Origin of the sequence: Hymenobacter oligotrophus, assembly GCF_003574965.1 — a bacterium.
Taxonomy (GTDB): Bacteria; Bacteroidota; Bacteroidia; order Cytophagales; family Hymenobacteraceae; genus Solirubrum; species Solirubrum oligotrophum.
The window spans coordinates 3,096,077-3,120,027 of sequence record NZ_CP032317.1; the positions used below are offsets into that span (position 1 = coordinate 3,096,077).

Annotated in this window: 21 protein-coding genes; 7 read left to right on the forward strand and 14 right to left on the reverse strand. The window is 61.1% G+C overall.

All coding sequences use genetic code 11. The features are described from left to right. Positions 1-18: 18 nt before the first annotated feature. From D3Y59_RS13240 to D3Y59_RS13260, 5 genes are all read right to left on the reverse strand, one after another. Entirely contained in the window at positions 19-1,626 is a 1,608-nt protein-coding gene (locus D3Y59_RS13240) for an MFS transporter (RefSeq protein ID WP_119445482.1), read from the reverse strand. An 83-nt stretch (positions 1,627-1,709) separates the two neighbouring features. After that, complete coding sequence (locus D3Y59_RS13245) at positions 1,710-3,569, reverse strand: alpha-amylase family glycosyl hydrolase (RefSeq protein WP_119445483.1); 1,860 nt, start codon at positions 3,567-3,569, stop codon at positions 1,710-1,712. A 139-nt stretch (positions 3,570-3,708) separates the two neighbouring features. Next, positions 3,709-4,416, reverse strand: coding sequence for an SDR family oxidoreductase (locus D3Y59_RS13250; RefSeq protein ID WP_119445484.1), 708 nt, complete (start codon positions 4,414-4,416; stop codon positions 3,709-3,711). Between the two features lie 31 nt (positions 4,417-4,447). Then, positions 4,448-4,849, reverse strand: coding sequence for a GxxExxY protein (locus tag D3Y59_RS13255; RefSeq protein WP_119445485.1), 402 nt, complete (start codon positions 4,847-4,849; stop codon positions 4,448-4,450). A 66-nt stretch (positions 4,850-4,915) separates the two neighbouring features. After that, positions 4,916-6,817, reverse strand: coding sequence for a glycoside hydrolase family 13 protein (locus D3Y59_RS13260; protein WP_240410367.1), 1,902 nt, complete (start codon positions 6,815-6,817; stop codon positions 4,916-4,918). 343 nt (positions 6,818-7,160) lie between these two features. Between D3Y59_RS13260 and glgP the strand changes: the two genes are divergently transcribed. Beyond that, positions 7,161-8,828, forward strand: coding sequence for an alpha-glucan family phosphorylase (gene glgP, locus D3Y59_RS13265; RefSeq protein ID WP_119445486.1), 1,668 nt, complete (start codon positions 7,161-7,163; stop codon positions 8,826-8,828). A 185-nt stretch (positions 8,829-9,013) separates the two neighbouring features. Here the strand turns inward: glgP and D3Y59_RS13270 are convergent, their stop codons facing one another. Continuing rightward, positions 9,014-9,724 (reverse strand): arylesterase, encoded by a 711-nt coding sequence (locus D3Y59_RS13270; protein WP_240410368.1) that lies wholly within the window; start codon positions 9,722-9,724, stop codon positions 9,014-9,016. A 264-nt stretch (positions 9,725-9,988) separates the two neighbouring features. Here D3Y59_RS13270 and D3Y59_RS13275 point away from each other — a divergent pair, with 264 nt between their 5' ends. Together D3Y59_RS13275 and D3Y59_RS13280 are read left to right on the forward strand one after the other, a co-directional pair. After that, positions 9,989-10,306 carry a thioredoxin family protein gene (locus tag D3Y59_RS13275; protein WP_119445487.1) on the forward strand — a complete coding sequence of 106 codons (318 nt, stop codon included), beginning with the start codon at positions 9,989-9,991 and terminating at the stop codon, positions 10,304-10,306. 13 nt (positions 10,307-10,319) lie between these two features. Continuing rightward, positions 10,320-10,562, forward strand: a complete 243-nt coding sequence (locus D3Y59_RS13280; RefSeq protein WP_119445488.1) for a DUF6952 family protein — start codon at positions 10,320-10,322, stop codon at positions 10,560-10,562. Positions 10,563-10,778: 216 nt separating this feature from the next. Here D3Y59_RS13280 and D3Y59_RS13285 read toward each other — a convergent pair whose 3' ends face one another. From D3Y59_RS13285 to D3Y59_RS13305, 5 genes are all read right to left on the reverse strand, one after another. Further along, positions 10,779-11,390: a TetR/AcrR family transcriptional regulator gene (locus tag D3Y59_RS13285; RefSeq protein ID WP_119445489.1), complete on the reverse strand. Its 612-nt coding sequence runs from the start codon at positions 11,388-11,390 to the stop codon at positions 10,779-10,781. A gap of 44 nt (positions 11,391-11,434) precedes the next feature. After that, on the reverse strand, positions 11,435-12,097 hold the full coding sequence (locus tag D3Y59_RS13290; protein WP_162910780.1) for a carotenoid biosynthesis protein: 663 nt from the start codon (positions 12,095-12,097) through the stop codon (positions 11,435-11,437). A 57-nt stretch (positions 12,098-12,154) separates the two neighbouring features. Next, on the reverse strand, positions 12,155-13,675 hold the full coding sequence (crtD, locus tag D3Y59_RS13295; protein ID WP_119445491.1) for a 1-hydroxycarotenoid 3,4-desaturase CrtD: 1,521 nt from the start codon (positions 13,673-13,675) through the stop codon (positions 12,155-12,157). Between the two features lie 58 nt (positions 13,676-13,733). Further along, positions 13,734-14,675 carry a hypothetical protein gene (locus D3Y59_RS13300; protein ID WP_162910781.1) on the reverse strand — a complete coding sequence of 314 codons (942 nt, stop codon included), beginning with the start codon at positions 14,673-14,675 and terminating at the stop codon, positions 13,734-13,736. A gap of 401 nt (positions 14,676-15,076) precedes the next feature. Next, entirely contained in the window at positions 15,077-16,264 is a 1,188-nt protein-coding gene (locus D3Y59_RS13305; protein ID WP_119446469.1) for a class I SAM-dependent rRNA methyltransferase, read from the reverse strand. A gap of 170 nt (positions 16,265-16,434) precedes the next feature. Between D3Y59_RS13305 and D3Y59_RS13310 the strand changes: the two genes are divergently transcribed. Next, positions 16,435-16,911, forward strand: coding sequence for a GNAT family N-acetyltransferase (locus tag D3Y59_RS13310; protein ID WP_119445493.1), 477 nt, complete (start codon positions 16,435-16,437; stop codon positions 16,909-16,911). A 28-nt stretch (positions 16,912-16,939) separates the two neighbouring features. Here D3Y59_RS13310 and D3Y59_RS13315 read toward each other — a convergent pair whose 3' ends face one another. Then, positions 16,940-17,386, reverse strand: coding sequence for an SRPBCC family protein (locus tag D3Y59_RS13315; protein WP_119445494.1), 447 nt, complete (start codon positions 17,384-17,386; stop codon positions 16,940-16,942). A gap of 90 nt (positions 17,387-17,476) precedes the next feature. Between D3Y59_RS13315 and D3Y59_RS13320 the strand changes: the two genes are divergently transcribed. The 3 genes from D3Y59_RS13320 to D3Y59_RS13330 all read left to right on the forward strand — a co-directional run bounded on the left by D3Y59_RS13320 (position 17,477) and on the right by D3Y59_RS13330 (position 22,336). Next, positions 17,477-18,565, forward strand: coding sequence for an aminotransferase class I/II-fold pyridoxal phosphate-dependent enzyme (locus D3Y59_RS13320; protein ID WP_119445495.1), 1,089 nt, complete (start codon positions 17,477-17,479; stop codon positions 18,563-18,565). A gap of 217 nt (positions 18,566-18,782) precedes the next feature. Beyond that, positions 18,783-21,197, forward strand: a complete 2,415-nt coding sequence (locus tag D3Y59_RS13325; protein ID WP_119445496.1) for a TonB-dependent receptor — start codon at positions 18,783-18,785, stop codon at positions 21,195-21,197. A gap of 11 nt (positions 21,198-21,208) precedes the next feature. Next, on the forward strand, positions 21,209-22,336 hold the full coding sequence (locus D3Y59_RS13330) for a PepSY-associated TM helix domain-containing protein (RefSeq protein ID WP_119445497.1): 1,128 nt from the start codon (positions 21,209-21,211) through the stop codon (positions 22,334-22,336). Positions 22,337-22,346: 10 nt separating this feature from the next. Here the strand turns inward: D3Y59_RS13330 and D3Y59_RS13335 are convergent, their stop codons facing one another. Both D3Y59_RS13335 and D3Y59_RS13340 read right to left on the reverse strand, forming a co-directional pair. Continuing rightward, complete coding sequence (locus D3Y59_RS13335; RefSeq protein ID WP_119445498.1) at positions 22,347-23,261, reverse strand: alpha/beta fold hydrolase; 915 nt, start codon at positions 23,259-23,261, stop codon at positions 22,347-22,349. 76 nt (positions 23,262-23,337) lie between these two features. After that, positions 23,338-23,907 (reverse strand): Crp/Fnr family transcriptional regulator, encoded by a 570-nt coding sequence (locus tag D3Y59_RS13340; protein ID WP_119445499.1) that lies wholly within the window; start codon positions 23,905-23,907, stop codon positions 23,338-23,340. Between the last annotated feature and the right edge of the window lie 44 nt (positions 23,908-23,951).

The following is a 23,951-nucleotide window of genomic DNA, read 5'->3' on the forward strand; positions in this document are numbered from 1 at the left end:
ATAGCAAAAGCGTTGTGGTTAGGCCTGCGGGTTGGTAAGCACCGGCGTATCGTAGCCGGGGTTTTCCATTACAGCGGCCACGTGTGTGTCGTCGTCGTCGCGCACGCGCAGGGTAAGTAGCCCGGCCAGCAACATGCTGGCGCCACCTAGGGCCAGCGTATTCAGGGTGTTGCCCTGAAAGATGTTGACCGTGAAGTAGCCCAAGATGGTGGCGGCCACAATCTGCGGAATCACGATGAAGAAGTTGAACACGCCCATGTAGTAGCCCATGCGGTTGGCGGGCAGCGAGCCGGCCAAGATGGCGTAGGGCATCGAAAGGATGCTGGCCCAGGCAATGCCCACCAGCCCCATCGACACGATGATGTAGTCGGGGTTGGTGATAAACTTAAGCGAAATCAGCCCCAAGCCACCCAGCAGCAAGCACAGCATGTGGGTGCGGCGGCGGCTGGTGCGGGCGGCAATCAGCGGAATAATAAAGGCAAACACGGCGGCCACGCCGTTGCGCACCGAGGAGCACAGGCTCAGCCAGTCGGCGCCGTCGTTGTATTGCTGCTGCACGCGCTTGGTGGTGGCCAGCTCGTCGGGGGTGAGTTGGCCTTTGGAAGCGGCGTAGTTAGCCATGTTCAGCGTGATGACCTTATCGGTGCTGCCCGTCTGAAAACGCTCAATCTCCTGGATGTCTTGCTGCAGGCCGGCCACTTCTTTGCTGCCGCCGTTGGCCTGCGCTGCAATCTGGCTTTTCAGCTTTTGGTACAGCGGCGCATCCACGCGCATGTTGTAGATGTTGCTGGTAACGGCGTTGGTGGAGTAAATCCACATCGAAAACAGCGCAAACCAGGTGAAGAACTGCACCACAGCCAGCTGCTTCATGGCCGCCGGCATCTGAAAAATACCGGCAAACGACTCGCGCAAACCGTCCCACATGCCCACCTTGGCGTTTTCGGCCCTAAAGGCTTCCATGTCTTCGGGCGGCGTTTCGGTGCTGGTGAACACCGTGTAGAGCACCGACAGCAGGAAAGCCGCTGCTCCTACGTAAAAAGCCCACTTTACCGAAGGCGGAATTTCGCCGGCCGGGGCCGTATTACTCATGCCCAACCAATTGGTGAACACCCACGGCAGCAAAGCCGCAATTACCGACCCCACCCCGATAAAGAAACTCTGCATAGCAAAGCCGGTAGTGCGCTGCTCCGAAGGCAGCTTATCGCCCACAAACGCCCGAAACGGCTCCATCGAGATGTTGATGGAGGCATCCATAATCCAAAGCAGGCCGCCGGCCATCCAGAGCGCGGGCGAGTTGGGCATCAGGATAAGCGCCAAGCTGGCCAGCAACGCCCCGATGAGGAAGAAGGGCCGACGCCGGCCAAAGCGCGGGCTCCAGGTGCGGTCGGAGAGGTAGCCGATAATGGGCTGCACCAGCAGGCCGGTTACGGGCGCCGCAATCCACAGAATCGGAATTTCGTCCTTGTTGGCACCTAGGGTTTCGAAAATGCGGCTCACGTTGGAGTTCTGCAGCTCGAAGCCAAACTGAATGCCGAGGAAGCCGAAGCTCATGTTCCAGATTTGCCAGAAGCTCAGGCGCGGCTTCTTCTGGGTACCGGCGGGTGATGGGGCCGAAACGGTTGCCATACAGGGAATGCGGAAAGGGAGGTTGGGTGATGGGGCAACAGTCGACGCAGAAACATGCTACGCGGCGCCTGTTGGCGCATCACTTATTTCAGCGGTTCGATTTCGAGTACCACGGCCGAGAGGGGCGGCAGCGTAACGCGCGAGGTGTTGCTTACGGCGCGGCCGTTCAGCACATCGGTGTACGTAAACTGGTTGCGCAAGGGGTCGAGGCCCATCAGCTTCCAAGCCGCGGGCGACACCTTGAGGGTAGGCACGTAGGTTTGGGTGGCGCTGAAGTTGACGACCACCAGCACGCGCTTGTTGTCGGTGTAGCGCAGGTAGGCGTACAGGTCTTTGTCGTTGTACTCCTTGGCGAGGTTGTTGGCGTCCTGCAGCTCGTAGAAGCGGCCGCGGCGCAGCGCCTCGTGCGAGCTGCACAGGTTGAGCAAGCGGCTGTAAAAGTCGCGTAGCTGCTTTTGCTGCAGGCTCAGCTTGCCGCCGTCGAACTTGCCGCCGTTCAGCCATTTTTGGTGCTCGGGCACGCCCCAGTAATCGAAAATGGTGGTGCGGCCGTCTTCGCCCGAGAAGCCTTCGGCTCCGCGGCCCGGCTCGCCTACCTCCTGCCCAAAGTAAATCATGACGGGGCCCGAACCTAGGGTGGCCGATACCGTCATGGCCGGAATGGCGCGCAGCGGGTCGCCGGCAAAATCCTTGGAGGCAATGCGTTGCTCGTCGTGGTTTTCGAGGAAGCGCAGCATGTTGGAGGAGAAGCCCCGGCTTTCCTCGCTCCACACCTTGGTAATGTCCTCGGTTTTGCCCTCGCCGCGCATCAGGCGGCGCAGGCCGTCGTAGAGGCCTACCTTGTCGTAGAGAAAATCGAACTTGCCTTGCTCCAGGTACTTGCGGTACTCTTTGGGGTTGTAGGCTTCGGCCAGGAAGATGATGTCGGGCTTCACCTTTTTCACCTCCGGTATAACCCAGGCCCAAAAATCCACGGGCACCATTTCGGCTACGTCGCAGCGAAAACCGTCGACGTCTTTTTTGGCCCAGTACACCAGAATGTCGCGCATCTTCAGCCACGTATCGGGCACGGGCTCGAAGTACGTTTTGCGGCCGTTCTGGTAATCCACGCCGTAGTTCAGCTTGGTGGTTTCAAACCAGTCGTCGATTTTGGGCGCTTCCGAAAACACGTCGTTGCCAGTAGCTTTGGCCGGAGTTTCGGTGTACTTGCCGTCCTCTTTGGGCCCTTTGATGGCGGCACCTAGGGGGTCGTTGCCTTTGGGCACCACCAGGCTTTTGCCGGGCAGGTAGTAAAAGTTGTTGCTGGGGGCAAAGGCCTTGGTTTTGTCGTCCTTCTGGCCTAGGTCAACCACGCCGGCGGGCTTGGCATCCGACTTATAGCTGCGGGCTACGTGGTTCGGAATGAAGTCGATGAGCAGCTTGAGGCCGTTTTTGTGGGTGCGCTGCACCAGGGCTTCAAACTCCTGCATGCGCTTTTTGGGGTCCACGGCCAGGTCGGGGTCTACGTCGTAGTAGTCCTTCACGGCGTAGGGCGAGCCGGCGCGGCCTTTCACCACGTCGGCGTCGTCGAGGGCAATGCCCAGCTTGCTGTAGTCGGCCATGGTGGCGTGCTCCAGCACGCCGGTGTACCACACGTGCGAAGCGCCCAGCTTTTTCAGCTCCTGCAGCGCTTTGTCGTTGATGTCGTTGAACTTGCCCACGCCGTTTTCGGCCGCCGAGCCGAAGGGCTTGTTGGTGGTTTTCTGGTTCCCGAACAGGCGCACCATCATTTGGTAAATGACGAGCTTGTTATCCTTCGGTACTTCGTCGGTGGTGTTGGGGTCGGCGGCTAGGTCGGCTACGGAGTCCACGGGCAAAGGGGCCGGGGGCGTGTGTGGGTACAAGGTAAAAGAAGCCAGCCCTAGGCTTAGCGCGGTGGCTGACAAGAGTAAAGAGCTTCGCATAAGGCTTAAAGTTAGGAACCCGGGGGCTTGGGGGCTCAGGGTGCGGGGTTTTTCTTGCTGAATACTTTCGGCTGGCCTTGCCGGTGCGGGCCAGAGGCCAGTGAAACGCTCCAAGTTTCCCGAGCTCCCAAACCCGGGTTTACCACTCCTGCGTGGTGGGGTGCAGCATCAACTCGTCGATTACGACGTGGGCCGGCGCCTCCAACACGTAGCGTACGGCCTGGGCCACATCGAGGGGTTGCAGATGCGTCAGCTGCTTTTCGGGGGCTCCGGGGCGCGCGTCGTTGAAGTGCGTATCAACCAGCCCGGGGTAAATCACGCTCACCTTGATGCCGTGCGGGCGCACCTCCTTGCGCAGCGCATCGAGCACGGCGTGTTGGGCGTACTTGCTGGCGCCGTAGGCGGTGCCGTGCGCAAAAGTGCGCTTGCTCACGTCGGAGGCAATGCCCACGATGTGGCCGCGGCGCTGCTCCTTAAAGTGCGGCAACGCGGCTTTGCAGAGCAGGAAGGTGCCCTTCACGTTCACATCGAACATCCGGTCCCACTCGGCTTCCTCAAAGTTTTCGAGCAGGTTAAACGAGCCGACGCCGGCGTTGCACACCACCATATCGAGACGGCCGTAGCGGTTCAGGGCCTCGGCTACCACCAGTTGCGCGTCGGCCTCTTGGCTTACGTCGGCCACCACGGGCAAGCCGTTGGTTTTGTGGGCCACTTCCAGCAGGTCGTCTTCGGAGCGGGCTACCAGCACTACCTGGGCGCCCTGCAGGGCCAGCAACGTGGCAATGGCCCGCCCAATGCCGCGGCTGGCCCCGGTTACAATGGCTACTTGGTTGGTTAGGTCGGTCATCGTGTTATTTCTCGCTGAGGTTCGCTGAGGTTTACGCCGAGGTTCGCGGAGAATCTTGCAGGCCATTTACGATACGCACGATTCCTTCTTTGACGTGCACCACGCTGAAATTCATCAACAGGCCAAGCTTGCAGTCCGAAAGTTTCAGGTACGTGAGCAATTGTTTGTGGTGCACATCCAGCAAAGCATCTACCGATTTGATTTCAACGATAACCCGATTATGCACCAGCAGGTCGAGTCGAAAACCTACGTCCATCCGCTGTCCTTCGTACACCATCGGCAACGGCACTTGGGTTTTCACCTCGTAGCCCAACAGGCGAAGCTCATAGGCCAAGGCCACCTCGTATACCGATTCGAGCAAGCTCGGACATAGGGCCGTATGCACCTTAAAGGCAGCCTTGCGGATGTTGAAAGAAATATCGTTTTCGTGCATAAAAGCTCAGCGAACCTCTGCGCTTTACCTCCGCGAACCTCAGCGAGAAAAATCCTAGGTCAACGATTACTTCTTCAGCTCCAGCACCCAGGCCGTGTAGGCGGGCACTTTCAGCGAGGCCAGGTTATCGAGCGAGGTGCCGGTAATTACCTCCTGCGCCGACTTGTAGCCTTGCATGCGCTCGGCAAAGCGGGCGGTTTCCACGGTTTTGGCCTCTTTGCTGGCGTTCATCACCACCATCACGGTTTCGCCCTGCTCGTTGTAGCGGAAGTAAGTGTACACGCCGTTGTCGGGGATGAAGTGCATGTACTTGCCGGTGTGCAGCACGGGGTGCGTGCGGCGGTAGTTGGCCAAGCGGCTTACGTACTCGAAAGCGGCGTTTTGCTGCTCGTTGCGGCCGGCTTTGGTAAAGGCATTGTTCTTGTCGCCGGCCCAGCCGCCGGGGAAATCCTCGCGCACTTTGCCATCGGGGTTGGAGTAGTTCTTCATCAGCACCTCGGTGCCGTAGTACAGCTGCGGCGTGCCGCGCGTGGTGAGCAGCCAGGCAATGCCCATCTTGTACTTCTGGAAGTCTTCGCCCACCACCGAGAAGAAGCGGCTCACGTCGTGGTTGTCGAGGAACACCACGTTGCGCTGTGGGTCTTCGTACATCCAGTCGGTTTGCATGGTGTAGTACAGCTTGTTGATGCCTTCCGTCCAGCCGGCGTCGCGCGTCAGGCCTTCGTTGATGGCGTATTGCAGCTGAAAATCGAGCACGCCGGGCATGTTGCTTTTGAAGCCCTGCACCTCCGGAAAGATGTTGCGCGCGAAGTAGGCCTGCTGCCCGGTGCCTTGCACCCAGGTTTCGGCAAACATCCCTAGGTTGGGGTACTCGTCGAGGATGGCCTTGCCCCAGTCCATCAGAAACTTGCGGTCCGAGTACGTGTAGGTATCCACGCGGTAGCCGTCGAGGCCGGTGTACTCTACCCACCACAGGAAGTTCTGGATGAGGTAGCGCGACACCTGCGGGTTGCTCTGGTTCAGGTCGGCCATGTGCTTATCAAACCACCCTTCGCCAAACTGCTTGCGGTCGGCAGCTGATACGTAGGGGTCGTTGAAGGCGGCGTCGCGGAAGTTGGAGCGCGTAAACGCGGGCCACTGATGAAACCAGTCCTTGGAGGGCGCATCCTTCACGAGGTAGCCCGAGGTGCCCATGTGGTTCAGCACCACGTCGTGCACCACTTTCAGGCCCTGCTTGTGGGCGTTCTGCACAAAGCGCACGTAGTCGTCGTTGGTACCGTAGCGGGGGTCAACGCGGTACCAGTCGGTGGCGGCGTAGCCGTGGTAGCTGGCTTTGGGCTCGTCGTTCTCCACAATAGGCGTGGGCCAAATGGCCGTTACGCCCAGCTCCTTGAGGTATCCGAAGTGGTCTTCGATGCCCTTTAGGTCGCCGCCGTGGCGCGAGAACATGGAGTCGCGAGCAATGCCCGGGGCCCGCATGCCCTTCACGATGTCGTTTTTGGGGTTGCCGTTGGCAAACCGGTCGGGCATCAGCAGGTAAATGAAATCGGCGGTGTTGATGCCCTGCACCTTCGATTTGTCGCCCGGCGTGGTGCGGGCGCGCAGCTCGTACTGAAACTTCTGCTTTTTGGCGCCGCCCGTAAACGTGAGCGGCAGCTTGCCCGGCTTGGCCGTGGGCTCGATGCGCAGGTTTACGAGCAGGTAGTTCGGGTTTTCGAGTTTCTCCTGGCTGGTAAGCGTTACGCCGGGGTAGCTGCCATCGATTGCGGCCGTGCCGGAACCGATTCCGGGACCGTACACGAGCAATTGCACTTCGGGGTTTTTCATGCCCACCCACCAAAACGTGGGGTCGATGCGGGTAATGCCGCTTTTGGCAACGGCTGCGGGGGCCGGATCGGCCGCTTGGCTGGCCGCGGGCGCGCCGAGTAGCATCAGCAGCAGCGGCGCCCAGGAAAACTTACGGGACATAGGACTGGGAGAAATGAGCGGTAAAAGCAACCTAGCAGAAACGCGCCAAAGTAGCATGCTTCGCGGCGCGCACTCAAACCTAGCTCGGCAATTGCAGATAATTTGCGTTATTTATTTACTTTTTCTTGCGCTTACCCCCTAATTCGCATGCACTTTGGCCTGCTTGGGCCGCGGTGGCTCGCCCGCACCTAGGGCTGCTGCCCGCCCCAGGCCACCGCGCCTGGGTGGTTGCGGCCCACAGGGTTGCGCATCACTTTTTTGCTTACCCCGCCGCCCGCAAGGCGCGGCACTGTTCATTCACATCAGCCTTACCAGCTTCATTTCTAACGGATTTTCACACGAAATGGCCTTTTCATTTACCTCGTACCAGCCCGCGCCCGAGTTCAGCAAATCGGCAGCTTACTTCTCCATGGAGTTTGCCATCGACCAAGCCCTGAAAACGTACAGCGGCGGCCTCGGCTTTTTGGCGGGCTCGCACATGCGCTCGGCCTACGAGCTGAAGCAAAACCTCATTGGCATTGGCATTCTGTGGTCGTTTGGCTACTACGACCAAGGCCGCCAGGAAGACGAAACCTTGCGCGTGGACTACGTGCAGAAGCACTATAGCTTTTTGCAGGATACGGGCGTGATGTTCGAAATCACCATCCACAACGCCCCCGTGAAGGTGCGCGCCTACTACCTCGCGCCCGAGGTGTTTGGCACGTGCCCCATGTTCTTCCTGACCACCGACGTGCCCGAGAACGACTACCTCTCGCGCACCATCTCGCACCACCTCTACGACGCCGACCTGGCTGCGCGCGTGGCCCAGAGCATTCTGCTGGGCGTGGGCGGCGGCAAGCTGCTCGATATCATCGGCCGCACGCCCGAGGTGTACCACCTCAACGAGGGCCACGGCCTGCCCCTGGGTTTCTACCTCTACAACAAGCACGGCCATAAGTTGGAGGAGGTGCAGAAGCGCTTGGTGTTTACCACGCACACCCCCGAGCTGGCCGGCAACGAGGAGCACGGCTTTAAGCTGCTCGACGACATGGGCTTCTTCGCCGGGGTATCGGGCGAGGAGGTGCGCCGCCTGGGCTTTGTGGAGCACGAACGCGTAAACTACACCCTCACGGCCTTGCGCATGTCGCACGTGGCCAACGGCGTTTCGGCCGTGCACGGGCGCGTATCCAACCAAATGTGGGCCGGCAACGCGGGCATTTGCCCCATCATCCACATCACCAACTCGCAAAACGGCACCTACTGGCGCGACAAGCAGCTGCACGAAGCCTTGGCCGCCAACGATACCGACGCGCTAAAGGCTCGCAAGCGCCAGCTAAAACAAGAGCTATTTAAGGAAGTGGCCAACCAAACCGGCAACGTCTTCGACCCCGACGCCCTGACGGTGGTGTGGGCCCGCCGCTTTGCCGGCTACAAGCGCGCCAACCTTATTCTGCACGACTTTGCCCGCTTTGAGGCGCTGGTGCGCAGCTCGGAGCGCCCGGTGCAGGTAATTTGGGCTGGCAAGCCCTACCCCAAGGACTACGGCGCTATTGGCTTGTTCAACGACCTGATTAAGCGCACCCGCCACCTCAAGCAGTGCGCCGTGCTCACGGGCTACGAGCTGCAGCTTTCGGCTTTGCTGAAGAAAGGCTGCGATATTTGGCTGAACACGCCGCGCTTCCCGCGCGAGGCCTCGGGCACCTCGGGTATGACGGCCGCCATGAACGGCGCCCTCAACCTGAGCATCCCCGATGGCTGGATTCCGGAGTTCGTGCGCCACGGCGAAAACGGCTTCCTGATTCCGCTGGCCGACCTGCACGAGCACGACGACACGAAAGACGCCATTGAAGCCAGCGGTACGCTCGACGTGCTGGAGCAGGAAATTCTGCCGCTGTACTACGGCAACCCCGCCGCCTACTGGCAAGCCGTGCAAACCGCCATGCGCGAGGTGGAGCCCCAGTTCGAATCGGGCCGCATGGCCACCGAGTACTACGAGCTGATGTACAATGCCAACGTGCCGGTAGTTAAGTAAAGGGTGTTAGCTGTCAGTCATTAGCTGTTAGTTGTCAGGAGTGGTTGCAAGCCGACAACCGAAAACCCGCAACCACCTACTAGGCCGCTAACAGCTGATAACTGCCAACTAATAACTGATTACTAACAGCTAAAAGCTGACTACTAACAGCTGCCCCCGGCGAACGAAGAACGGGCCGGTACCTCCTAGGTGCCGGCCCGTTCTTCGTTCGCCGGGGCTTGGCGCAGCACTGGTTCCAGCACTTGCCACACGTTTTCGGCCACAATGCGGTAGCCCGCGGCGTTGGGGTGGGCGCGGTCGGGTAGGTTCAGCTCGGGGCGCCCCAGCACGCCCTGCAGCAGAAAAGGCACGAAGGGCAAGCGGTTTTTATCGGCCACTTGCCTAAACAAGGCCTTGAACTCCTGGGCATAGCGCGCAAACTGGTGGTTGCCAAAGGGCCCTAGGTCGAAAGGAAACTCCATACCAACGAGCACCACCTGGGCCTCGGGGTATTTGCGGTGCACCTCGTCGATGATGCGCTGCAGGTTTTGGGTGGTTTCGCGCACGGGTATGCCGCGCAGGCCGTCGTTGGCGCCCAGCTCCAGCACAAACACATCGGGCCGGCGCTTGCTCAGCACCGCGGACAAGCGCTGCAGGCCGCCGGCCGTGGTTTCGCCGCTTACGCCCGCGTTGATGCACTGCCAAGCCATGCCGGCCGAATCGATTTTTTGCTGAATAAGAGCCGGAAAGGCCTGCTGCGGCGGCAAGCCGTAGCCAGCCGTGAGCGAGTTGCCGAAAAACACAATGTTGCGCATACGTACCACGGGCGGCGCCGCTCCCGACCGGGCCCGTTCGTCGGGCGAGCAAGCCAGCAGCATTGCAAACAGCATTACCAGCCAGGGAAAGAAGCGTCGCATGTTGTTGCTGTACGGCAAAGCGCTTCCGCAGGATAGGCAGCTCCCTCGCCCCAAAACCCACCCAAGCACCTAGGGCCATGGGCTTGCGGCTTGCGCCGGGCAGCTGATTTCTCAAAACCATCTGGCCGCTGGCGCGTTGGGAAAGTGCAGCAGCCCCGCTGGCTGGGCTAAACTATTTTTCGCCCAAAACGCTTTAGGTTTGCAGCCAGGTAAGAATGATTCTTATCTGCACCCGCATCATTTCCTTACATACACATACTATTCATGGCCGTAATCAAAGCCACCGACGCTGAATTTCAGCAGCTTCTGCAGGAAAACGAGAAAGTAGTTGTGAAGTACTACGCCGACTGGTGCGGCAACTGCCGCCTGTTCTCGCCCAAGTTCAAGCGCCTCTCCGACCAAGAGGGCAACGAGCAAGTGGTGTTTCTCGACGTAAACGCCGAGAACAGCCCCGAGGCGCGCAAAGCGGCCAACGTTACCAACTTGCCCTTTTTTGCCGTGTTCCGCAACGGCGAGCTGGTGGATACGGTAGCCGCCAGCAAGGAAGACGCCGTGGCTTCGTTGATCGAAAAAATTCGTTAGCCCCCGCCCCGCCATGAAGATCCCGGCCATTAAACGCTTGGTTGAAAGCCAAACCCTCCAAACGCTGGTAGAGGCCGAAGAGGCCCTGCTAGATGAGCGCCAACCCTCGTTTGAGGTGGAAGGCGAAGACGAAGGCGAGCAACTCACGCACGTGTTTGCCGCCATCTGGATATTGAACCACATGAAAGACCACGGCGTGGAGTTTACCGCCGCCCTGCGCGAGTACACCAAAAAGGTGCGTGTGTCGATTAATTAGGTTTTAGGGATTGGGGCATTAGGTGACAGGTAACACGACGAGACCTGTGCCGCCAAAGCCCATAATACAGCCGGGCCGCCCCAAATGGGGCGGCCCGGCTGTTTTGGTGCCTAGGTGCTGGCAGGTGCCTTTTGCGCAAGGAGCGCCAGCGCACCTAGGAGCGCAGCGCCAACATGTTGCGTGTTACCTGTCACCTCATCACTCAATTCCCAAAACCTACATGCGAGCGAAGTACGCGGCAGCGGCCCGAATGCCCTCGTCGGTGCAAAGGCCGCGGATGTAGTACAGGTACACGCTGCGGAATACCTCGGCGGTGTTGTAGCGCGCCGGCGGAAAGATTTGCTCGTTCAGCACCATGTTGAGCTGCTCGAGGATGATTTTGGTAACCAGTCCGATGTTGATGTCGCCGCGCAGCATTTTTTGCAGCACGCCCTCGTTGAGAATGCCCGAAATCTGGGGGTAGGAGTACGTGGCCAAGTGCTGCTGCCCTACGTCCCACACCTCGGGATAATGATGAATGAGGTCGGCGAAGTAAGAGGGCGAAATCTCGCGCAGGTCGCGGATGCCCAGTTCGAGCAAGCCCAACAATTGGCCAACGGGGTTTTGCACACGCGCAAACAACTCGACGTGCTCGCGCTTTTGGCGCTCGATGTCGTAGCGCATGGTTTGCAGCACCAAGTCGGCCTTGTCGGCAAACATCTCGCGAAACGTGGCCGGCGATACGTCGAGAACGTTGATTATTTGCTCCTGCGACTGGCTTTCGATGCCTTCGCGCCGGAACAGCAGGTGGGCTTCTTCAAGCAGGGTGTCGCGTAGAGTTCGACTCATGGTGGGGGAATAAGGCAGGTGCGAAAACGCGGCAGCCAGGCAAATTAGCCTATTATCAGGCCCAATGCAAAAAAGAACAGCAGCTGCAGCATGTACACAAACGGTACCAGCGGGTTGCGCCCGGCCATTACGCGGCTGCGGTTGTAGTAGAGCTGCAGGATAAACGAGACGGCAAACCAGGCCTTAAAGTTTTGCATCGGGATGAGGTCGGCAAACCATTTCCACCAGCCAAAATGCACGGCCACCGGCTCGATGCACACATCGAGCCCCACCATGAGCGCGGCGGCCAGCAGCGCACGCGCGAAGCCCGGCAGCGGCAGGCGTTGCGCCAAACCGCCGGCTATATACGTCAGAATAAGCCAGTTGAGGCCAATGATAATGGGGGTTTCCAGGAACTTGGGCCCGAGGGTGGTGCCGTACTCGTAGCGGCCAAAAATTACCCCCGTTTGCACGCCTACTACCTCCACGCCGTAACCTACCAGCATGGTTGTGAGGGCAAACCAGCCGAACATGGGCACCGGGCTGTGCTTATCGAACCCCAGCAACAGCGCCGCCGTGAGCAGCAGCGTGAGGGGCATAAACTGCAGGTAAAAGGAGGGGTCTTGGGAATAGCCCAGGCCCACCAAACCCGTGGCGTAAAACAGCAGCAACACGAATTGCGCTATGCGCAGCCGGCGCGATGAACTAGGCGCAGGCGGAGCAGCCACAGACGGGGTTAGTTGATCGGGTTGTGGCATTAAGAATGAAAGATTACTAATTAATAACTACGCATTATTAATTAAATCAGCAGTGATTTTGGCCGAGAGCAAGCACAGCGGAATACCGCCGCCGGGGTGTACCGAGCCGCCGCAAAAGTACAGCCCTTCGAGCTTGCGCGAGAAGTTCGGATGGCGCAGAAAAGCGGCCATCATGGTGTTGGAGGAACTCCCGTAGAGTGCCCCGCCCGCCGACGAGGTATCGGCGGCGATGCCCGGGGGCGTCCATACCTGTTCGGCCCGGATCAGCGTCTCAACGTCGATACCCAGGGCTTGGTTGAGGCGGCGCAGCACGGCGGCGCGGGTGTGGCGGGTAAGCGCCTCCCAGTCCTGGCCTTCGTCGTGGGGCACGTTCACCATCACAAACCAGTTCTCGTGGCCAGCGGGGGCGTCGGTGGGCGTTTTCTTGGAGGTAATGTTGACGTACACCGTCACGTCGTCGGCCACGGTTTTTTGCTGAAAAATGGCCTCGAACTCGCGACGGTAATCGGCCGAGAAGAAAATGTTGTGCACGCCTAGGTCGGCAAACGCCCGCCCGATGCCCCAATAGAAGATCAGCGCCGACGACGACCTAGGTTGCCCCAAGGTGCGCTCGGGGGCGGGCTGCCGGGGCAGCAGGCGGCGGTAGGTGGGCACCACATCCATGTTGCTCACCACCTGCCCGAAGTCGTATACCTCGTGGGCGGTGCGCACGCCCGTAACGCGGCCGCCGGCGGTCAGGATTTCCTCCACGGGCTCGTTGTAGCGGAACTCCACACCCAACTCTTCGGCCAACCGCACGAGGCTGCTGGCAATGCTGTAAATGCCGCCCTCGGGGTAAAACGCGCCAATGCCGTGCTCGAGGTGCGGAATCATGCTCAGCGTGGCCGGGGCCTGGTACGGGTCGGAGCCGTTGTACGTGGCGTAGCGGTCGAAGAGCTGCACCAGGCGCGCATCCTGCGGAAAGGCTTGCTGGTGCCGCCGGTGCATGGAGCTCAGCAAACCTAGGCGCGGCATCTCGGCCATGGCGCGCAGCGTGTCGCGGCTGAAGTAGCTCTGGGGCCGGTGCAGCGACTTGTGCAGAAACGTGCTGGCCGTGGCCTCGTAGGCGCGGCGGGCGCCTTGCAAAAAGCGGCGCACCTCGGCGGCCGGCACTTGTAGCTTTAGTTCTACTTCCTGGGCAAACTTGTGTTCGTCGGCCCAGGCCGTGAGGCGCGTGCCATCGGCGAAGAAATACTGCGTAATGGGGTCGAGCCGCTCGTAGCGGAAGTAGTCTTTGGGGTCGCGCTCGGCCAGCCGAAACAGCTCATCCACCAGCTGCGGCAGCGTAAACAACGACGGGCCCGCATCGAACCGGTAACCGCCCGGCAGCTCGAACTGATGCATTTTGCCCCCGAACGAATCGCGCCCCTCGAACACGGTAACCCGGTGCCCGGTGGCCGCCAGCCGCACGGCCGTGGCAATGCCGCCAATGCCGGCGCCAACTACGGCAACCGGTTGCTTGAGCGACGAGGCTTGGCGGAGCTTGCGGGCAGCGGGCAGAACGGACATGAACCTTGTTAAGCGTGAAATTCAGAAGTAAACCGCACGGCGGCCGATTCGTTTGCGGCTAGTTGCCCGGGGCCTCGATACGCTCGTAGCGCAGGCGGGTTGGCTGGGCCGGATCGGCGTAAAAAGCAAATCGGGCTGTTTCGGTGCCCATTACGAAGCGTACTTCGGTGGGGCGCTGCGGCTTGCGAAAGCGTTGCATCTGCTGAAAGCGTACTTCCGTAACCCGCGCGGGGTTGTGCTTATCGAGCACGTGCACGCCACGCGCTTCGTCGAGCAGGTAATAAGAGTGCGTTTGCCACACGTAGCGCCGGGGTACTTCATAGTCCAGCACCTCGTAGTAGCCTGCGTAGCAGAACTGCTGACGTATTTGGCCCTTGGTGTTTAGAACAAAGGCGTTTGGAGAATTGCGCAGATGTTTGTCCGCTACCCACTCGTAATCCTTAAGGCTATCGGCACCTAGGACCTCACGGTAGTACCCGTACCGGTAAAGGGTAAAAAGCGTGGTGTCGGTAAGCGGCAGCGCGGCTATCAGCGTAGCATTGGGCTTCTTCAACCTCACGCTGGTACCGTCGGGGCGGCGCAGCTCTTCGCAGTTCAGCACTGTTCCATCGGCCAAGAGCTTCACCTCGCAGTCGGGGCCCTCGCCGCCCGTCCAGCGCCCGGCCGTTAGCTGCCGCACGCGTCCGTCGAGGCCAAGTGTGAGCGCGCAAATTCTCGACACGTCGCTGTCCGGAATGCCTACAGGCACGGTGAAAACCAACGCTTGGCTTGGCGCATGGTAGCCGATAAAGCGCGGGCGCTCCGGCGCACTCACCGTCACTATGTCGCGGCCAACCGCTTTGTAGAAGTCGGCCTTGCCTAGGCGCCGCCGAAACACCTGCCGCCCTGCCGCGTCGAACAGGGTGATGGTTTGCCCGCCTTCGTAGCCGCGCACCCGGTGGGTTACCTGAAAGGTGGCGGTGTCTTCGGCATAATAGGGCCCTACGATACCTTCCGTCACGGCTACTAACGGCTTGGTTGAGTCCGTTTCGGCCCGCAGCAGCAGCCGGTAGCGTTGCCGCCCGATGTAAAAGGTGGTATCGCGCCCTGGTTGATAGCTGGACTGGGGTCGGCTGGCGTCCACTGTATCAGGCAGGGCTACAACAGGGGTCGGAGCGGCGGCGGCAACGGCAGTATTCCGCGCAACGGGCGGGGTAGTTTGCTCCGCCGCGCGTTGCGGTTCGCAGGCAACCAATAGCACCGCCCCCGCTAGCGCAGCACTTATTCGGCGGCTAATCATGCCGGAAAGTAGCCAAAGCTGAACCGTTGTACTAGCTGCTCAGCGGTATAAAACTATGTAGGCTGCTGAGATAGGAGAACAAGCCTACCTCAGCAGCCTACGCATTGATCTGGTTGTCGAGTTTAATCCACGGCCAGCACCAAGCCCTTCAGGTACTCGCCCTCGGGGTGGAAGAGGCTCACGGGGTGGTCGGCGGGTTGGGTGAGGCGGTGCAGAATGCGCGCCGGGCGGCCGGCCTCGATGGCGGCGGCCATTACGGCACCCTCGAACAGCTCCATGCTCACCACCTGCGAGCAGCTAAAGGTGAACAACAGCCCACCGGGCGCAATTTGCTTGATGCCGGCCACGTTCAGGCGCTTATAACCCATAATGGCGTTGTGGCGGGCCGAGAGGTGCTTGGCGAAAGCCGGCGGGTCGAGCACGATGAGGTCGTACTGGTTGTGGCGGTCTTTCAAGAAGCTGAACACGTCCTGGGCGTAGGCTTCGTGCTTATCACCTAGGCCCGACAGCTCGGCGTTGCGGTTGGTCAGCTCAATGGCTTTTTTGCTCGAATCGACGGAGTCCACCAACTCGGCACCGGCTTGCAGGGCGTATACCGAAAAGCCGCCGGTGTAGCAGAACGTGTTGAGCACGCGGCGGCCCGGCGCGTAACGGGCCAGCAAAGCGCGGTTGTCGCGCTGGTCGATGAAGAAGCCGGTTTTCTGGCCCGTTTCCCAGTCCACGGCAAAGCGGTGGCCGTTTTCGTTTACCACGTGCTCGGCACCGGTGCTTTCGCCCAGCAGGTAGCTGTTCTGGGCATCGGGCGCAGCTTTGGCGGGTACGGTTTCGCTGCTCTTGTCGTAAATCGCGCGCAGGCTGGGCACGGCCTGCTGCAGAGCGGCGGCAATTTCGGGGCGGGCCTGGTACATGCCGGCGCTGTGGGCCTGCACCACGGCCACGTCGCCGTACACGTCGATGATCAGGCCGGGCAGGCCGTCGCCTTCGGCGTGCACCAAGCGGTACACGTTGGTGTTGCCGGCGCCCGTAAGCCCTAGGCTGTGGCGCAGCTTGTAGGCGTTGCGCAGCTTCTCAACCCAAAAATCAGCATCGATGGGTGCGGTTTCGCCGAAGGCCAGCATGCGCACGGCAATGGAGCCCGGCGCGTAGTGCCCCTGGCCCAGCAGCTCGCCGTTGTGGGCGTGCACGCTCACCACCTTGCCCTCTACCACTTCGCCCTGCATGCGGGCAATGGCTCCCGAAAACACCCAGGGGTGCAGGCGGCGCAAGGATTGGTCTTTACCGGGTTTGAGAAAGATGGTAGCGGCTGACATGGGCATTCGGCAAAACAGGTACGAAAGGCAAAGGTACGCACCTGGGCGCAGGCGGCCGAGGTAAGCACCAGGCATACGGACAACCGCCGCGCCGCCTAGGTTCAACCAGCACTAGGTTTGGCCCGAAGGCAGCAGCGGCATGTGCGCAAGCTTTCCGACCTTTGCCGCCGATGAACACCGCCTCTGCTACCGTCGACATTCTGCCTTACGCGCCCGAGCACCAAGCCGCATTCCGCGACCTGAACCACGAGTGGATTACCCGCTACTTTGTGCTCGAAGACCTCGACCGCCGCATGCTCGACGATCCGCAGGGCTACATTCTCGACCGGGGCGGCTACATCTTCATGGCCCGGTACCAAGGGCAGCTGGTGGGCACTTGCGCGCTCATATTCGAGCACGAGGGCGTGTACGAGCTGGCCAAAATGGCCGTAACGCCCAGCGCACAGGGCCTAGGCATTGGTTGGCTACTGGGGCGGGCCGCCATCGAGAAGGCCCGCGAAATAGGTGCCCGCGAGGTAGAGCTGCTCTCGAACCGCAAACTGGCGCCGGCGTTGCAGCTTTACCGCAAGCTGGGCTTTGCGGAGGCGCCGCTGCCCGCCTCGGAGTACCAGCGGGCCGATATCCGGATGGTACTTGCGTTGAGTTAGTTGTCAGTTATCAGTTGTTAGCGGCTTTTCACCCGCCGAAGTAGCGCCGGTAAATAGGCCGGCGCCAAGCAAATTGCGCCCACACCAGCGGGTACAACAAAGCATCGAGCACCCGCGAGGCAGTGCGGTACTCCAGGTCTTCCACTATCACAGTGCCGCCGTTGGGGGCAGCTTCCATCAGGTGGCGGTGCTGCCAGTAGCGCAGCGGCGCGGGTAGTTGCTGCCCTAGGTCGACGAAGTAGCGGCCGCCGCCGGGCAGCTCGCCGTGCTCGGTAATGAGCGAGGTCCAGCGGGCAAGGCCCACGGGCCCTAGGTACATTCCGATTTCGACCAAGTTGCCACGCTCGCAGCCATCGAAGCGCAACAGGCGCAGTTGCGGCAGCGGCGGGGCTAGGTCGAGGAACAGTTGGCGGGTGAAACCGGCCCAAACCTGGGCAGGCGGTTGGGCCACGGGGGTGCGGAGCTGCATGCGCATATAGTAGGATAACTAGGTGAGTGCACAGGATGTTGTGGCCAAGTCCGAAAGCTCGTATGTTCAGGCATTTCCTACCCTACGCCATAGCCTATGCTGCACGCCGACCAGCTGCCGGGCCGTACGCTGCTTGCCGCCGACGGCCGCCAGTACCTGTTCTGCAGCGGCACAGGCTACCTAGGCATTGCCCGAAACCCGGCTTTTGCCGAGCTGTTGGCCGAGGGCTTGGCCCGCTACGGCACCAACTACAGCAGCTCGCGCAACAGCTCGTTGCAGCTGCGCATTTACGACGAAGCCGAGCAGTACCTGGCGCGTTACACCGGTGCCGAAGCGTCCCTTACCGTGTCGTCGGGGTACTTGGCGGGGCAAATGGCCGTGAAGGCACTGGCCCGCGCTGGCCGTTTCGAGTACGCCCCCGGCACGCACCCCGCCGCTTGGCTTGCCGATCACCCCGCTTTGGTTGGCGCTGCGCGAACTTTTGACGAGTGGGCCCAGCACTTGCTGCACCGCCTGCACCACGAGGCACCGCACCCGGTAGTCATCGTCAGCAACTCGCTCGACGCGCTGCGGGTGCAGCGCTACAATTTCGGCTGGGCGCAGGAGCTGCCCACCGACCGCCCGGTTACCCTACTCATCGACGATTCGCACGGTTTTGGCCTAATCGGCCGCGGGGGAGCAGGCATTTTCACCGAAGTGCAGGTGCCCGCTTCGGTGCGGCTGGTGGTGGTTAGCTCCCTAGGTAAAGCCTGCGGCATACCCGGTGGGGTGGTACTCGGCGATGCGAGTTTTGTAGGCAGCCTGCGCCGAAGTGCGTTTTTCGCGGCCAGCTCGCCGGTGGTGCCAGCTTATTTATATGCCTTTGTGCACGCCCAAGCGTTGTATCAACAAGCCCGCCAGCAGCTTGCCACTAATGTGCAACGCTTTGCCGAGGCTGCGCCAGCTGCGCTGTTTCAGGGTGCCGAAGGGTTTCCGGTGTTCTACACCCCTGCCAACAGCCTAGCCGATTACCTGCAGCAGCGGGAGGTGCTCATCTCGAGTTTCCCCTACCCCGCCCCTACCGACCTATGCATTACGCGCGTAGTGCTTTCGGCGCTGCATACCCCGGCCGATGTAGAGGGGTTGGCCAGCCTGACAACCGATTTTGCCCGGCAGCAAATTTACGATGAGCTGAAGGGCAACTAGTTGCCAGCAGATAAGCCGCCGAAGGCATATTCAGCAGCACGAGCCACTTCGCAAGCACACCTAGGTTCTGCGGCCTCACCGCAGTGCTCGGTATCTTTATTTAGAAGATTCTAAATAATGTTGCGGCACTGGACAACCGCATATACTTTTGCTGCTGTTTAGAAACATTCCAAATGGCAACCATGAACACCTGCGTGGCTGCCATTTACCTTACTTCATGTATTCACCACTTCTGCTCGCCCTCTTGGCGACGGAGTTGCCGCTCCCGTCGTCAGCTGCTTCTGAAATTTCAGCCTACCGTGTTGCACCCGTTGCGGGTGGTACCCTCGAAGGCGTAGTTCGTACCGCCGATGGCCAGCCAGCCGCCTATGCCGCCGTAGCCCTTAAAGGCACCACGTTTGGCACCAACACCGATGCGCAAGGCCGGTTTGTGTTGGCGGGTGTACCAGCAGGCCGGTACACGGTAGTTGCGTCGGCAGTAGGCTTTACCCCCGCCGAGCAGCAAATAGAAGTAACCGAAAGCGCCACTGCTACCGTGCCAGCGCTTAGCTTGGCGCGAACTGATCAGGAACTGGGCGAAGTAACGATTACGGGCCGCAGCTACACGGCCTACAAGCGCGACGCCACCAACCTGGCCACGCGCTCCGAAACCCCACTGCGCGATATTCCGCAGAGCGTGCAGGTGTTGCCCGAGGCCGTGCTGCGCGACCAACAAGTGCAACTGCTGCAGGAAAGCATCCGCAACTTTGCCGGCATCACGCAGTTCGGCGGCTACAACGACTTCAACATGCGCGGTTTCCGGTCGAGCACCGGCAACTTCGCCCTGAACGGGCAGCGCCTAGGTGGCTCCTCGTACACGCCGCAGCCTACCTACAACCTGGAGAGCGTGGAGGCCGTGAAGGGTCCGGCTTCGGTACTCTACGGTTTCGCGGCACCCGGCGGCATCATCAATCAAACCACTAAGCTGCCCCAGGCCGAAGCCCGGCGCGAAATACGCCTGACCTACGGCAGCTTCAACCAAATGCGGGGCGTAGCCGACGCTACCGGCTCGCTTACGGCCGATGGCAAGTGGCTGTACCGCGTGGTGGCAGGTGCCGAGCGCACTGGCCACCAAATGCGCGACTGGAAAACCCGCAACGTGTTCATCAATCCCTCGCTCACGTTCCGGCCCACCGACCGCACCCAACTCACCCTGACTTCTTCGTACTTCCACCAGAACGAAGACGGCGGCACCTGGTACAACCGCGGCATCATGGCTGTGCAAGGCGACCTAGGCGTGCTGCCCCGCGACTGGAGCCACCACGAGCCTGACGACAAAGCCCACGACCGGATTTGGAATACGCAGCTGCTGGCCCAGCATCGCCTGTCCGACAAGCTGGCCGTGAACCTGCTAGCGCGTTACACGCACTACGATTTTCTGCAGCAGTACCACCACATCAACCGGCGCAGCTTCAACCCCGCCACGGGCAATATCAGCCGGCACTTCCGCGACTTTCACGACATCAACTCCGATGTCTTCGTCAATGCCTACCTGACCTGGAAGCCCACTACCGGAGCCATTGAGCACACCGTGTTGGCCGGGGTAGACTACGGCAACAGCCAGCGCCGCTACGACTACGCGCAGAGCTACGACGGCGTACCCCAGCTGAACATCTTTAATCCGCGCTACGGCCTCTCCGACCGTGCTGCCTACCGCGGCGAAGGCTACAACGCCACCTACCAGAACCCGGTGTACTTTGTTGGGGCCTACGTGCAGGACCAGTTCACGCTTACGCCGCAGCTGAAGGCCGTACTGGGTTTGCGCTACGACACCTACCGCAGCACCAGCCTCGACCTAGACCGCACCGAGCAGGTTAGCAACCCCGCCGCGGCCGTAGTAACCACCCGCGATACTTCGTCGGCGTCGGCTTTTGTGCCCCGCGCCGGGTTGGTGTATCAGCCGCTGCCGCAGCTAAGCCTGTACGGCTCGTACAGCCAGAGCTTCGAGCCGCAGTACTCCAACCTGCCCCGCGCCGGTGGCCCCTTCGACCCAGAAACCGGCAAGCAGTGGGAAGTGGGCGCCCGCACCGAGCTGCTGAACCGCCGCTTGGTTGGCTCGCTGGCCTTCTACCGCATTCGTAAGGTCAACATTCTTACCACCGACCCGAACGACCCCGACGGGCAGCGGCAGATTGCCGGCAACGAGGCCACCAGCCGAGGCGTGGAAGCTTCGCTGACGGGCCGCGTGCTGCCGGGCCTCAACCTGATTGCCAACTACGCCTACAACGAGGCGCGCATCAGCAAAAACGGCAACCCCGATCAGCCTTACGGCTCGCCGTGGTTCGAGAATGCGCCCAACCACTCGGGCAACCTGTGGGCGGTGTACACCGTGCCCCAAGGTACGTTGCAGGGCTTGGCCCTAGGGGGCGGCGCCTATTACGTGGGCAAGCGTTACAGCTTCGATTCGGGTTTCTCGATACCGGGCTACAAAACTTTCGATGCTGTGGTTAGCTACGAGCTTAAGCGCGCTTCGCTGGCGCTTAACCTGTACAACCTGGCCGATAAGCGCTACTACTCGGGCGTGTTCTTCCGCGACGTAGTGTGGGTTGGCAACGGCCGCTCGTTCCGCCTTACGGCAGGTTATTCCTTCTAATCGGTCGGCGCATGTCCCGCTCGCAAGTAACCCGGCGCCTGTTCAAACTGCATAGCTGGCTGGGGCTGGCCACGGGCGCGCTGCTGCTGGTGGTGAGTCTCAGCGGGGTGATTCTGCTTTTCGAGCCCCAGCTGGACCACGCCCTGAACTCGCGTTTGCTTACCGTTGCCGTACCCGCTCAGCCGCAACCCTCGCTCGACGGGGTGCTGCGGGCGGCCCGCCAGCGGTTTCCGCAACCTGCTTACCTGCGCCTGCGTCGGCTGCCCGAAGCGCCCAATCAGGCCGTGGAAGTCAGCGTCGATCAGCCTGACCATACCTGGACGCTGGCTTACTTCGACCCATACACCGCCCGCTACCTAGGGCAGCGCAACGCCCGAGAGCATTTGTTTGGCTGGCTCCTGGGGCTGCACTACAGCCTGATGGGGGGCAAAGCGGGCGAGTTGGTAGTGGCCTTGCTGGGCCTCACGTTGCTGCTCAGCGTGGGCACGGGTACTGTAGTGTACCGCAAGCACCTGCTGCCGGTGCTGCTGTTTCGGCAGCGCATCAACTGGAAGAACGCCCGCACCGCGGCCTCGGGCCTGCACCGGGTGGTGGGCGTATGGGCGCTGCTGTTTAATCTGGTTATGGCCGGCAGCGGCGCCTGGATGTTGCGGGCCTCCTTTCTGCCGAGCACTTATGCAGCCGAGGAGGACGCCGAAACCCAAACTGCAGCGCAGCCCCCCGTTCAGGTCTCGCTCGACACCTTAACCCTGCGAGCCACCGCCGCGGTACCCAGCCTGCAGGTGCAGGGCGTGGTGCTGCCCCGCACAGCTACCGATACGCTGGTGACGGTGTCGGGCCGCTTGGCCGACAGTCCGCTGTTGGGTAACTTCAGCCAGGCGGTAGAGCTATCGGCGAGTACTGGGCGCATCGTGCGGGCCGACGACGTGCGAGCCAGTGGCGTGACCGAACGCGCGGAGCTGGTAGCCCTAACGCTGCACTTCGGGCAGTTTGGGGGTTGGCTAGTGAAGCTGCTCTGGACCGTAGGAGGCCTTTCGCCGGCGCTGCTCAGCATTACTGGTTTTGTGCTATGGCGGCGCCGCACTGCGCCTCGTACCCGAGCGGCTCGGCGCCAGCCCGCAAAGCAGCTTTCGCGCTAAGCGCCATCCATCAGCTCGAACTTGGCGCCATTTCGGCCAGAAAACTACGCAGCGCTTGGGTTAGCTCGGCCGAGTTTTCTTCGGGTATAAAATGGCCGCAATTGAGCTGCACGGTGCGGGCTTGCGGCAGCAGGGTCTGCCAACGCCCTAGGTGCTGTTGGTTGAAAAAGGGGTCGTGGGTGGCCCAGATCAGCAGTGCGGGCTTACTGGCTAGTCGCGGTAGCTCCTGTCGGCGTGCTGCGTACCAATCGGCGGCGCGCACGAGCCATTGCCCAAGGCGCCACGGCCCCATGCGTTGGCTCCGGTGGGCAAATGGCTGCAAGTAGTGTCGATGAATGGCAGGAGTGAGTTGCCGCGCGTCGGCGAAGCCTTTTTTCAGCAACACCCGCGCCGAGAAGTTCAGCCCCAGGTACAGCCAGCGGCCGAGCCAACTGTGCAGCAGCCAATCGGCTTGCCGGGCTTGCGGTTCGGCGCCGGTATCCCAAAGCCAGGTGTTCAGCACCACCACACGGCGGATGCGCTTGGGGTACTGGGTGGCAAACCCCAAGCCTATCGGGCCGCCGAAATCGTGCACCACCAGCGTTATTTGGGTTAGTTGCAGGTGGTCGAGCAGTTGGCCTAGGTTGGCTGCGTGGCTGGCGGGGTGGTAATCCCAATCGGTGGGTTTGTCGGAAAGGCCGAAGCCTAGGTGGTCGGGTGCTATGCAGCGGTAGTGCTGCCGCAGCGCCTTGATTTGCTGCCGGAACAGCCACGACCACGTCGGGGTGCCGTGCACGAAGACCACCGCCTCGCCCTGGCCCTCGTCGACGTAGTGCAGGCGGCCGGCCGGGGTTTGCAGGTAATGCGTGGCAAAGGGGTACTCGGCGGTGTCGAGCCAGGCTGGTGCAGCTGGTTGTGCAACGGGGGTGGCGGTTGGGGTTTCCATGGTTCCGTGGATTGAAGAAGTTGACGGAACAAAGGAGCCCACGCGGCTCAGCAAAACTCTTGGTGCAGACCAAGATTCAGACCGGCAGCTGGTTCAGCAGCTTGCTGAAGTTGGTAGCATCCATGCCCAGGTACGAGGCCAGGTGCTTGTGCGGTACCGCGTTGAGCAGATGCGGGCTGCGCTGCAGAAACAACCGAAACCGCTCGGCCATGGAGCAGGTAAGCAGCTCCGTTTGGCGGTGCAGCACGCCCACGAGTATCTGCTCGGTTAGCTTGCGCATCAGCCGCTCCGCCGCCGGCGACTCAAGCATCAGCTGCTCCATTTTGTCGTAGGGCAGGCGCAGCAAGCGGCTCGGCGTGATGCACTCTAGGAAGTGCGGCGAGGGCTGCCGCACCAGCACCGATTCCGGAATGCCCGTAAACGACGGCGGGTAAGTAAATGCCAGGGTGTACTCCTTGCCGTCACGCAGGTGGTAGCTGCGCTGAATGCCCTCGAGCACAAAGTACAGGTGCCGCCCCACTTCGCCGGCCCGCGTTATGAACTCGCGCCGACCAAAGTGCACCTCCTGCCACAGCGGCAATATGCGCGCTAGGTCGGCATCGGGCACAGGGTAGATGCGGCGCAGGAAATCGGTAAGTGGCTCCATAACAAAGCAGCTCCCACCTCAGGTAGGAGCGGCAATAACGTTGT